9 protein-coding genes are annotated in these 11,822 nt (G+C 41.8%); 5 read left to right on the top strand and 4 right to left on the bottom strand.

Annotation, left to right across the window (positions count from 1 at the left end; translation table 11 throughout):
• Positions 1–35 precede the first annotated feature (35 nt).
• Positions 36–1,841, top strand: coding sequence for a sensor histidine kinase (locus tag IGI69_RS15965; protein ID WP_086338797.1), 1,806 nt, complete (start codon positions 36–38; stop codon positions 1,839–1,841).
• Positions 1,842–1,856: 15 nt separating this feature from the next.
• Here IGI69_RS15965 and IGI69_RS15960 read toward each other — a convergent pair whose 3' ends face one another.
• On the bottom strand, positions 1,857–2,276 hold the full coding sequence (locus IGI69_RS15960; protein WP_074934197.1) for a phosphate-starvation-inducible PsiE family protein: 420 nt from the start codon (positions 2,274–2,276) through the stop codon (positions 1,857–1,859).
• A 478-nt stretch (positions 2,277–2,754) separates the two neighbouring features.
• Between IGI69_RS15960 and IGI69_RS15955 the strand changes: the two genes are divergently transcribed.
• Complete coding sequence (locus IGI69_RS15955) at positions 2,755–4,278, top strand: flavocytochrome c (protein WP_010748911.1); 1,524 nt, start codon at positions 2,755–2,757, stop codon at positions 4,276–4,278.
• A 277-nt stretch (positions 4,279–4,555) separates the two neighbouring features.
• Positions 4,556–5,938: a lytic polysaccharide monooxygenase gene (locus tag IGI69_RS15950; protein WP_034858718.1), complete on the top strand. Its 1,383-nt coding sequence runs from the start codon at positions 4,556–4,558 to the stop codon at positions 5,936–5,938.
• 182 nt (positions 5,939–6,120) lie between these two features.
• Here the strand turns inward: IGI69_RS15950 and IGI69_RS15945 are convergent, their stop codons facing one another.
• Both IGI69_RS15945 and IGI69_RS15940 read right to left on the bottom strand, forming a co-directional pair.
• Positions 6,121–7,401, bottom strand: coding sequence for a 2-hydroxycarboxylate transporter family protein (locus IGI69_RS15945; RefSeq protein WP_005230514.1), 1,281 nt, complete (start codon positions 7,399–7,401; stop codon positions 6,121–6,123).
• A gap of 13 nt (positions 7,402–7,414) precedes the next feature.
• A complete protein-coding gene (locus IGI69_RS15940; protein WP_276525021.1) occupies positions 7,415–9,076 on the bottom strand; it encodes a malolactic enzyme in 1,662 nt (553 codons plus the stop codon).
• A 116-nt stretch (positions 9,077–9,192) separates the two neighbouring features.
• On the opposite strand from IGI69_RS15940, the gene IGI69_RS15935 reads away from it, so the two are divergent.
• Together IGI69_RS15935 and IGI69_RS15930 are read left to right on the top strand one after the other, a co-directional pair.
• On the top strand, positions 9,193–10,089 hold the full coding sequence (locus IGI69_RS15935; RefSeq protein WP_086338796.1) for a LysR family transcriptional regulator: 897 nt from the start codon (positions 9,193–9,195) through the stop codon (positions 10,087–10,089).
• 271 nt (positions 10,090–10,360) lie between these two features.
• Complete coding sequence (locus tag IGI69_RS15930) at positions 10,361–10,564, top strand: hypothetical protein (protein WP_086338795.1); 204 nt, start codon at positions 10,361–10,363, stop codon at positions 10,562–10,564.
• 385 nt (positions 10,565–10,949) lie between these two features.
• On the opposite strand, the gene IGI69_RS15925 is transcribed toward IGI69_RS15930, so the two are convergent.
• The gene (locus IGI69_RS15925) at positions 10,950–11,279 is read right to left on the bottom strand and encodes a hypothetical protein (protein ID WP_010748124.1); all 330 of its coding nucleotides are present in this window, start codon (positions 11,277–11,279) and stop codon (positions 10,950–10,952) included.
• Between the last annotated feature and the right edge of the window lie 543 nt (positions 11,280–11,822).

The raw sequence follows: 11,822 nt of genomic DNA, 5'->3' as shown, positions 1-11,822 counted from the left end.
CAATAGTATTATAGTAAATATGAAAGGGGTTTACAATGAAACCGCCATCAAAGTTTTGGCTGTATTTAAGTGTGGTCGCTACCTTATTCATTACACTGATTGGGCTTATTTTTACCTTTACAAGTTATAAAAGCGCACAAAGACAAGCTGAAACCGTCGGGTTGCGGCAGTTGGAAACGGTCAATCAAGCGGCGATCAAGCTGATCAGCCGCAGTATCGAATCGTACCACATGGCTCTTACCAATTATGCCGATGACCGCCTCGAAGGCGCCGCCTTAGCTGATTTGCAGCGCCCCTTAACGTTACCAGTGATCAATTCTGCGAACAATGCCATGGTCGGATTGTTTTTGATCGACCAACAAGGTCAGGTCATCGCTCAAAATACTGCAACGGCGGTCAATAAACCAGAAGACCCGCCGGTGCAAGAATTGTTATTCAAAGACCCATCCTTAGACAAGGTATTGGCAGGACGGCAGGTACAAAATGGGCAAGTCTATTTTGATGGCAAGCAGGCCTATCTAAATGTGTATCAGTCCTTAACCCTTGACGACAAAGAAGCGATTCTTGTGATGCCTTTGAATCTACAGCGCATGTATCAACATGAATTTACCACCGATCGCAATGTCTCCGGCTATACGATGGTCAAAAACGCCGAGATGCGGATCGTTATGCACCCATCGGACGAACAAATTGGTTTTTCCATCGTTGAAAGCCGCAAAAAAGAATTTCCAGAGCTGGATTTCACCGATCTTGAGCGCTTGGAGCAAGAACAAAGCGACAATGAAGAGGGCACCTCCGTCTATTATTCTTATTGGTGGAACGAAGAAACACTGCAAAAAGTGCTGAAATTGGCTGCTTATCAATGGATCACCATCGGCGACAGTCGCCTGATCGTCGCCAGCAATGCTGATTTTTTGGAGCAAAGCGGTCTCTTTTTACAAGACAACTTGATTTTGATCGGCCTACTAGGTTTGTTGTTTGTCATTATGATTTTATTGACGGTCCTGATCAAAAACTACATGAAACGCAATCAAGCCTATGTCGAAAACCAAGCATTGAAAGAACGACAACGGCTGTTAAAAGAAAAGCACGAAATCGAAAAAAACATTTTGCAAGAATCAAAACTGGAAACCATTGGCTTATTAACGACCTCGATCGTTCATGACCTAAACAACTTTTTGACGCCCATGATTGGTCATCTGCAATTGCTGATTGAGGAAAACCAACACGATGAAGTCTTGATGGAGGACTTGCAAGAAGTCTGCAAAGCAGCAGAAAAAGGCAAAGAGTTATCTAGCAATGTGCTGCGTTTTTCAAAACTCGAAAGTGCCGATAAAACTGTGCAGTCGATCGCCGCCACCTTGACAGAGGCCATCGCTACTATGCGCGCACTGTTGCCAAAAGCCTTTTCCCTTACGTATGATATCCAAGAAGTAGGATATGCTGTCTACGAGAAGATCGATCTGCAAGTCATTATTTACAACTTGTTGATGAATGTATACCAAGCAAATGCCGACTGCAGCATTCGATTGAGCCGCACTTCGACAGAAAGCGCCACCTTTCTGTTTCGTAAGCAAGCTTTCTCCGCGCAACAGGAGTTTGCTTTGATCGAAATCGCCGACAACGGTCCAGGCATACCAGAAGCGATCCAAGAAAAAATCTTTACCCGCTTTTTCACGACCAAGAGTGCCACTGGCGGTACTGGTCTAGGACTCTTCACTGTCTCTTCGATCGTGGAAAAAAACGATTGGCTGATTGATGTTACAAGTACGCCTAAAGGAACCACCTTCTATATTGGTATCCCTCTAACTGATCCCGAAAAAGCCGCTGAAACCAACTGATCCAATGGGGTGGTTTCAGTGGTCTTTTTCTTGGGTATGTTGGAAGGCATTGATTTTTTGCAGGACTAGCAAGACGAGTACCAAAACAAAGATCGCTAAAGCAAAAAATAGGGCATCGTTCGCCATACCTTGCGTCAACAATAACTCGCGCAAAATCGCAGTAATGCTGATCAGAATCAAGTAACGGACGGGAATATGGTGTCCGTCCTTCATATACCGCAGCAACATCAAAATGATTTCTAATAAAATGAATAACGTGGCAATTTCTTCAATCAAAAAGGACAGGTGGGGCGCTTCACTTAAGGGAAAGAGCGTCGTGCTGATCATAAAAATCGCTTTTCCCATAAAAATCAAGACGACAACGACTAAGATCGCCAACATGCTATCAATGCAAATACTGATCACTCGCTCGAACATTCGGGTCAATTTTTCCATTCGCCACTCCATTTCTGCTTTTTCTTTTATTATACAAAAGAAGACGCAGAACAAAGGTAAAAGAACAGAGAAAGAACAATCGCGGCCATATCTTTTTGACCACAAGCTTAACGGTCCTTCTATGAGCGTGTCTTTTGTGATAGCTTTCAATAGCAGAAAGTAGCGAGAAAAATATATTATCTTTTTTCGAAAAAATTAGAATAAGATGAGAATGGATAGTTAAAATATACACAAATTATTACGAGACACTTAGTTTCTTTTTTTGTTACAATGGTTAAATAAAATAGAACGCTGTTGGAATGTTGCTTAAACAATGTTTTTATCGCTATCGAATAGAAAAATAGTCCGATCGCAAGATGTTTATCATTGTTAATAAAGTAACAAGTTGGGCGGAGTTCGCAAGAAAAATGCTGCTTTTCTTATCGTATATGACGGGGATCAGTGAGGAGAAAAGAGCAAGAAAAACGGAGGGAAACAAATGAAAAAAAGTGGATGGTCAAAATGGGTGATTGGGGCAGCCTCATTATTGTTGCTTAGTGCATGTGGTGCCGATGGCGGAACAAAAGCCAGCAGCAGTGCGGCAAGCTCTTCTTCAGAAAGTGAAGTCACTTCAGGTGCTTCCCAACAAGAGTATACCGATCCAGCAGAGTTAAAAGATCAATATGATATCGTCATCGTTGGTGCTGGCGGTGCAGGGATGGCAGCAGCCTTGTCGGCTAAAGATGCTGGAATGAATCCAGTCATTTTAGAAAAAATGCCGATCGCAGGCGGAAATACCTTGAAATCTTCTGGCGGAATGAACGCATCAGAAACCAAGTTCCAAGAAGCCCAAGGCATTGAAGATTCCAATGAACTATTTTTTGAAGATACCCTAAAAGGCGGTAAAGGAACCAACGATCAAGAATTGCTGCATTATTTAGTAGATAACTCTGCTTCAGCGATTGATTGGTTGGATTCAATGGGGATCACTTTAGACAATATCAGCTATAGCGGTGGTGCCAGTGTAAAACGGATCCATCGTCCTCACGACGGTTCAGCAGTCGGTACGTACTTGGTGGATGGTTTGTTGAGAAACATTCATGAGCAAGAAATTCCTTTGTTTGTAAATGCTGATGTGACAAAAATCAATGAAACAGACGGCAAAGTCACTGGCGTCAACGTGAAAATCAATGGCGAAGAAAAAGAAATCGCTGGTGATGCGGTGGTTGTTACTACGGGTGGTTTTGGCTCCAACAAAGAACTGATCGAAAAATACCGTCCAGATCTGAAAGGCTATGTCAGCACGACTTCTGAAGGAAGTACAGGCGATGGCATCAAGATGATCGAAGAATTAGGCGGCGCAACGGTTGATATGGATCAAATCCAAGTCCATCCAACCGTGGTTCAAGATACAGGCATGTTGATCAGTGAAACCGTTCGTGGAGAAGGCGCCATCTTGGTGAACCAACAAGGGGAACGTTTCTACAATGAATTAGAAACCCGCGACAATGTTTCAGCTGCTATCACGGATCTGCCAGAAAGCTATGCCTATTTGATTTTTGACAATGCGTTAGCAGGCAGAGCCAAACAAGTCGATTACTACAAAGAACAAGGCGTAGTTGTAGAAGCCGACACCATCGAAGCCTTAGCTGAAAAAATCGATGTCGATCCAGCAACCTTGAAGAAAACCTTAGATACATGGAACCAAGCAGTGGCAGACAAAGCCGACAAAGATTTCGGTCGTGAAACGGCGATGGACTATGATCTGACGGAAGGGCCATTCTATGCGATTCAAATCGCACCTGGGATCCACCACACAATGGGCGGCGTCAAAATCAATACGAAGACCCAAGTATTGAAAGAAGATGGCACACCAATCACTGGCTTGTATGCAGCAGGTGAAGTGACCGGCGGTATCCACGGACAAAATCGAATCGGCGGCAATGCTGTAGCCGACATTATGGTCTTTGGTCGCCAAGCAGGCGCGCAATCCTCTGACTATGTGAAAGAAAACGGGAAATAAGCGGCTGTTTTTTCCTAAAAAAGACCGTATATAAAGAAAGAAACTTGGAACGAATCCTCTTAAGCGATTAGGAGGAGAATCGTTTCAAGTTTTTTTGTATTTCTCACTGAAAGGACGGGAAACTAGTCATTATAATCTTATAATGATTTGATAATTTATAATTCACATATAAACAAAATGTTTTTGTCAGTAGGGTTTGCTTTTCAATGAATCGGAATCAAGGAATAAACGGATAAGATTGGTTTATTCGATGATAAAAAATTTTAGGAGGCAGAGTATGAAAAACGCATTGGTAAAATGGTCGGTCGGGGTGGCAATCTTACTTGGAGGGACCTTGTTCTTCACGGGAAAACAAGTATTTGCTCATGGTTATGTGGAATCACCTGTCAGTCGGGGCTATCAAGGGTCTTTGGATCGCAATACGTTAGGGTGGAGCGCTGCGTTTGAAAAATATGGCAATGTCATTTCAAACCCACAATCATTGGAAACCAAAAAAGGCTTTCCAGAAGCAGGACCAGTAGATGGTCGTATCGCTTCAGCAGATGGTGGACTCGGACAAATCGGGGACTTTGTTCTTGATGAACAAGGAACCAGTCGTTGGACCAAACAAGACATCAATCAAGGACCATTGCGGGTCAACTGGCATTATACAGCGCCGCATAAGACCACAAAATGGCATTACTATATCACGAAACCAGGATGGGATCAAAACGCGCCACTTTCAAGAGATAGCTTGGAATTGATCGCCACTGTAAATCACGATGGTTCGGCTGCCAGCAATAGTCCAAGCCATACCATTACCATTCCAGAAAATCGTCTTGGTTACCATGTCATTTTAGCGGTCTGGGATGTTGCCGATACGCCAAATGCCTTTTATAACGTGATCGACGTTAACGTTTCTGGTTCAACGGTCATTCCTGAAAAACCAGCAGCACCAGCAAATGTCCGCTCAGAACGAGTGACTAGCAGCACGGTGGCTTTAGCATGGAACGGTCAAACCGATGCGAAAGAATACAACGTGTATCGTGATGGTGCCTTAGTGGCAACGACTACTGAGCCAACCTTTACCGACACGCAATTAAAAGCCAACACAACCTATAACTATCAAGTAGAAGCAGTCGGCTTTACGGCGTTAGTTTCAGAAAAAAGTGCTGCAGTGAAAGTGACTACCTCAGCAGACAATCAAGTCGAAACCCCTTCGACACCAGGCAACCTACACCAAATGAGCGTGACAGACAGCAGCGTGTCCTTAATGTGGCAAGCATCGACTCATACAAATGGGATCGCTGGATATGACGTTTACCGCAATGGCGTCAAAATCGCTACAGCCAAAGGAACAACCTATGAAGACACGAATCTAGCAGCGGATACAACCTACAATTACCAAATCAAAGCAATCAGTAAAACGGGCGAACAATCCGCCTTTAGTAACCAGCTGAGCGTGAAAACCAATGCCAAAGAAGAAACGGAAACACCTGGAGGCGGGGAGTCAGAATACCGTGTGTGGAAACTAGGAACTTTCTCTGCACCAGAAGTGTATACAAGCGGTGAAATCGTGAGCCATAAAGGCAGCAACTATGTCGTGATCAACACCCACTCAAATTACGGGGACACAACATGGTCTCCTGATCAAGCACCAACCTTGTTTCAGAAGCTGTAACCCTTGAATGAATCAGTAACGCAAGAGCAGTGCGGTGGCACTGCTCTTTTTGACTCTTTTATGAGGAGGAAATGATTGAACCTTTGTTTGATTCGTGCAACCAATTGGACGAATTCGTTTGAGGAATGCAAAAAAGTGCTGCTATGCGTCATGCGCAGCAGCACCTGTTTTTTTGTTTTAGATCAAGAATAGAAGAAACGGATCAAGATCCCACCTAAAATCAGCACGATCGCACCACATAAACGGTTGGCCATTTGGGCAAAAGCAATCATTTCCATTCTATCAGAGGCAGACAATACAGCGATATTGCCTGTTCCCCCCATGGAGTTGTTGATCATACCGGCGCCAATTGCGGTTTCAACGGGGTACATCCCCAATACCATCCCGAAGAACCAGCTGGCAGCCCCCATAGATACGACACTGGTTAGGCAAAGCACGACAAATTGCCAAGTAAAGGCAGATGCCAATGTTGACAGATCAATCAATGCCAAACCAATCCCCGCTAAGACCGCATGGGTCAAATTCGTCATCACAACATTGTTGAACATCACCACAGAATCTTCGAGTTTCTTAGGGACAATGTTCAAGGCTTTCAGAATAAAGACAATCACGATCATAAAGGCATACTCGTGAATTTTAGGGAAAAAGTCACTTAAAATCGCACCAACGACCAACAGTGAGAAGGAAAAGAGCATCCCGACCCCGATTTGTTGGGCATCAAGCGTAATTTTTGGTTTTTCTAATTCTTCTTTCGTGGCATTGATCAAGGTGCCATGGCCATTGTATTTGGTTTTAGCAAAAGCTTTGGCGATAAATAAAGCACCAATAATGGCAAGAATATTCCCGAAAGTAACTGCTGGCGCTAATTGAGAAAAGATGGCAGCTTGATTGCCGTTTGCCAAGCCATCGGCATAAATTTGTGAAAGTGGGGTGATTCCCGCTCCCATCCCGCCAGACATCATTGGTAGAGAGACATACATCACCGAATCAGCAAAGCCATTGCCTAGCAGCATACCGACAAGGCCGACGGAGAAAAAGCCTACTACCATAGTGATCAAAGCAACGGGAATGAATTTCGTAGAAGCTTTCACCAACAAATTACGGTTCATACCTAAAATCGAGCCGCAAATCAAAGCGGCAATATAGAAATCAAGAAAGCCAAAACCGCCCCCCATGAAGTCACTGACCGCGTCAATGACTTTCGTGGGTACGAGATGGAAGGAGGCTAAAAGGGTGGCACCAAGCAGGGTAAAAACTGACCCGCCGCCAAGATAAGAATTCATGATCGGGAGTTTTTCCCCAATGAAATACAGCAGGTGTCCTAAGGCAACCAGTAAAATGGTGATCCCAACCATATTTAATGGTAATTTGTCTAAGGCAATCGCACTGAATATGACAACCATGAAAAAGAGATACAAGGGAAGACTAATTCCCGAAATCGTCATCGTTTTTAATTTATTCATTTTTCAGACCTTCCTAGTATGTTGGATACCATTTAAGATTTTGGACAGCTTTTGCCATATCGGTTTCTTGCGCTTGGGCTAACCCTTGTTCTTTGGCTTTGTTGGCAACTGCTTCAGCCACTTTGATAGAAACGTCCGCAACGTATTCAAATGGTGGAAGAACTGGTGCACCAGGTTGGCTCAAATCAACCAAACCACTTAATGAGTGAGCAGCGGCACCAATCATTTCGTCGGTCAAGAGAGAGGCTTCTGAAGCCAACATACCTAATCCTAGACCAGGATAGATCAAGGCGTTGTTTGCTTGACCGATTTGGTAGTCGACCCCTTTGTATTGGATCGTTCCTGAAGGGACACCGGTTGCTACAAAGGCTTTTCCATCAGACCATTCGATTACTTGTTCAGCCGTTGCTTCTAATTTTTTGGTTGGATTCGAGATAGGGAAAATCACTGGACGAGCAGTGTTTTCACACATCGCTTCCACAACTTCTTTGGTAAAGGCACCCGCATTGGTTGAAGTACCGACCAAAATCGTTGGTTTTGCGACTTTAATGACATTGATCAATTGTGTCATATCGCCAGCATTGGCAAAGTCAGCTCGTTTTTTGGCAAATGGTTTTTGTGCAGGAGTCAAATCGGACATATCATCGAACAAAAGCCCTTGTTTGTCAACCATAAAGAAATGATTGTAGGCTTCTTCTTCTGAAAGACCTTCGCTGACCATTTCCGCATGGACACGGCTGGCAATCCCGGCACCAGCGGAACCACCGCCATAACATAAGTAGACTTGATCCGTTAATTTTTCACCTGTAATATCCAGTGCACCGAAGATACCGCCCAGCACAACGATTCCCGTTCCTTGGATGTCATCGTTAAAAGTTGGAATTGTTTGTTTGTATTTGTCCAAAATCGTTGCAGCATTTGAACGGCCAAAGTCTTCCCAATGCAAGTAAAGTTTAGGGAACAATGATTCTGCCGTTTGAACAAATTGATCGATGAATTGGTAGTAGGCATCACCGTAGACACGTTCTTGACGATTGCCTAGATACAAATGATCCTCTAACAATTCTTTACGGTTGGTACCGGCATCGATCACGATTGGTAAAACAGAAGCAGGGTCGATCCCAGCAGCAGCTGTATAAATCATCAATTTACCGACAGAAATATCGACACCTTGGACACCCCAGTCACCAATCCCAAGAATCCCTTCAGCGTCAGTGGCTACGATCAAGCGAATGTCCCGATCGCCAGCGGCATTTTTCAACGTTTCTTCGATATTCTCTGGATGATTGATATCTAAGTACGCTGCATATTGAGGATCCACAAATAGGCGGCTGTAATTTTCAATGGTGTCAGCAATCGTTGGATCATAGACGATCGGATTGAATTCAACGATATGTTGGTTGAACAAATAGTAGAACAATGTCCGATTGGTATTAAAGATCTCCATTAAAAAGTGACGTTTTTCAATGTCGGATTCTTTGGTGACATATTGTAAATAGGCTTGTTCTGCTTGTTCTTCGATCGTTTGTACGTGAGGGGGCAATAAACCGATCAACCCTAGTTCTTTTCGTTCTTCTTGCGTAAACGCGGTTCCTTTGTTTAAAAATGGGTTATTTAAAATGTCATGTGCTTTCATTATGTTCCTCCAATGGATATATTTTGAGTACTCGTTCATTTCCATTAGCTACTTTAATCCTCGGACAGAATTATAGTCAACTATCGGTGGTATAATAAAAATTATTTATAACAAAACCGCTGCTAGTTTAAACCGGTTAAGGGAGGAATCAGACGATGAATATACGAGATTTAGAATACTTTAACGCTTTGGCAGATATGCTTTCTTTTACGCAAGTGGCGCATAAATTTGCGGTCAGTCAACCAACCGTCAGCTACGCTGTCAAACGCTTGGAAGAGCATTATGGCTGTGATTTGATCGCTCGAGAAGCCTCTCATCGCTCCATTTCATTGACCACGGAGGGGGAAATTTTGAAGGCTCATGCACAGTATATCTTAGATGAATTTGTGACCTTGGACCGAGCCATCGACCATGCTAAAAACAATCGGACCCACATCGGTTTGCCGCCAATCATTCGTTCCAAAGTCTTTTCGAAACTCTTAGATGAAAAAGAGATCATCCGCTTTATTTCGAAGTTTCACTTAGTATCTGGGGGATCCAATGAATTGCTTTCAAAACTATTATCAGGAAAAATCGATTTTAGCTTGCTGGGCAGCGTCAATCCCCTCGTCCACCCGAATCTACAGGTGAAGTTGCTGCATCAGCAAGAGTTTTTTATCTTTGTGTCAAAAGAAAACCCATTGGCAGGAAAAAAGGAAATCTCGTTTGAAGAAGCTGCCGAATATCCCTTTATCTTACTGGAGAAAGGCTATACCCATATGCGCGCCTTTCAGAATTTAAGTGAGAAATCAAAGAAGAAGCCAGAAGTCCCCTTTTATTTTTCAGACGTCCAGACGATTGGTCAGCTGGTCAGTTCCAATATCGGCATTACCTTGATGACGGAATTTCCCGTGTTTCAAGAAATGGAAGGCTTAATGAAAATACCGCTAGTCCCTGAAGATAAGGAAATTTTTTATATTCAATATGCCTATCTAAAGAGTGCGTTGTTGAATCAAGAGGTCCAAAAGTTGATTAGGATCTTGGATGAGCTGTCTTGGGAGGAGGAAGGGTGAGGAATGGGGATTTCTGGCGGTAAGGTCAGAGAAAAATGGTGTCGGCATGTGTTCTTGAGGTAAGAAAAATCTTTCAAAGTAGATAAAACGAGTGAATGGTTCCTTTAAACGATGAAACGAGAAAAATCTTCATTTATTTTAGCCCTTTTTATCGCATGAAAAACGCTAAAAACCTTGATAAATATCGGTTTTTAGCGTGGATTTTTGGTATAATAGTAGGACAGTAAAGTTTGTGACGGTGGCGCTTTTTTTGAAAGTGAGGTGGTGCATTATGAATGTACTATCGAAATCTGAAGAAAGGAGCAGTCTTTTGCAAGGTGTAGATATAATCGGCATTTTGTTAGCAATAGCGCCTGTTTTATTAGCCTTTATTGGTTTAATCGAAGCATGTGTGAAACTAGCAGATACGATTATAAACACTCGTTCTTCTAAGCGTAAAAGCAAGAAGAAACGAAAAAAGAGTGCAAAAAAATAACCGTCCTCTTTGGCCAGGCGACGATTATTTTTTAACAATTAATTAAAACTGGCCACCGTTTTAAACGGTGCTGTAGGGGAGTTGTTGACGCAACTCCTCTTTACATAGTAATTATAGCAAGATTTCGGTAAGATATCAAACATTGACGCTACAGACGTGCCTTGCACGTCTTATTTTTTGCCCTCCTAAGTCGTGGAGGGCAAAAAAGATCGCTTTTCTTTCTTAAAAAAGGTCTAAGTACCACCATTGTTCCGAAATTTAACCATCCATTTTCTCGGTATTCTTAATCCATCAGGTACTTGAAATACCTTTCATGCGCATGAAGAAACTGAGTGAACAATGGAAAATGCTGAGACATGAAATAGAGTTACTGTTAAATAATGAATTATATTTTGTCTATCTGAATTTTGTTTTTTGAAATTTCCAAAAAATAATTATCAATATAAACCTTGATTTTCTCAAAGTTTCTCTCTAAAAATAAAATTGTAGGTACCTTAATAACAGGTAGATTACGTTCATTAATGAATGCGCCAAAGGAATCTGGGATAACAAGTATATCGACAGTATCTTTATCTTCTGGGTAATTTGCTGTTACATTATAATAATTAGAAAAATAAGCTAATAAATCATCTATATTACGTTTAGCGTGGGTAGCAAATATTGTAGTCGTTCCTATACCAGAATTGGAAGTTAGCATAAAACATATTTTCGTCATAGTTTAATCTCCTTTTTTTATAGTATAACGCTAAATTTAAATTAACGAAAGAGATTTCAATATCATGAGGATGAATCAATTTACACAGTGAGATAAAAACGGATATTGCTTCTTTAGGTAAATACTAAGTGTCATGAAAATAGTGTTTGAAGCAAAATTAATACGTTTTTCAATAATAAAAATGATGTATACAATTAAAATAAAACGTTTTATTAGAACGACCTGTTAAACATTAAATTATTTATAACCAATGAATTAAGTTGACAAAAGGTAGTCTAAGACCTTCTCAAAATCGATAGAGGTGAGAACGTATGTGTTAAAAAAAGAGGAAATGAAGAACATCCCCAATATCGACTGCAGCAGTGACTGATACCTCAGAAAAAACAGTCATAAATTATAAAGAATTGCTAAGGATTTGAACTGAATCTATAGATTTTTAATACCTAAGTCACGATAAATTCGTATTGTTTTCTATATGAATCACTTGCATAAATGCATTTTATAGCATAATGTGTTAGGTAACGTGCATGAATGTTTGAAGAG

It is taken from the genome of Enterococcus sp. DIV1083b (genome assembly GCF_051713705.1).
GTDB lineage: Bacteria > Bacillota > Bacilli > Lactobacillales > Enterococcaceae > Enterococcus_D > Enterococcus_D casseliflavus.
Note: the sequence above shows the minus strand (reverse complement) of the source record. Positions and strands in the feature narration are given on the sequence as shown.

Bases quoted from the DNA above. Each gene is read 5' to 3' on its own strand.
- IGI69_RS15965 (WP_086338797.1), top strand. From the start codon at position 36: ATGAAACCGCCATCAAAGTTTTGGCTGTATTTAAGTGTGGTCGCTACC.
- IGI69_RS15960 (WP_074934197.1), bottom strand. From the start codon at position 2,276: ATGGAAAAATTGACCCGAATGTTCGAGCGAGTGATCAGTATTTGCATT.
- IGI69_RS15955 (WP_010748911.1), top strand. From the start codon at position 2,755: ATGAAAAAAAGTGGATGGTCAAAATGGGTGATTGGGGCAGCCTCATTA.
- IGI69_RS15950 (WP_034858718.1), top strand. From the start codon at position 4,556: ATGAAAAACGCATTGGTAAAATGGTCGGTCGGGGTGGCAATCTTACTT.
- IGI69_RS15945 (WP_005230514.1), bottom strand. From the start codon at position 7,401: ATGAATAAATTAAAAACGATGACGATTTCGGGAATTAGTCTTCCCTTG.
- IGI69_RS15940 (WP_276525021.1), bottom strand. From the start codon at position 9,076: ATGAACGAGTACTCAAAATATATCCATTGGAGGAACATAATGAAAGCA.
- IGI69_RS15935 (WP_086338796.1), top strand. From the start codon at position 9,193: ATGAATATACGAGATTTAGAATACTTTAACGCTTTGGCAGATATGCTT.
- IGI69_RS15930 (WP_086338795.1), top strand. From the start codon at position 10,361: ATGAATGTACTATCGAAATCTGAAGAAAGGAGCAGTCTTTTGCAAGGT.
- IGI69_RS15925 (WP_010748124.1), bottom strand. From the start codon at position 11,279: ATGACGAAAATATGTTTTATGCTAACTTCCAATTCTGGTATAGGAACG.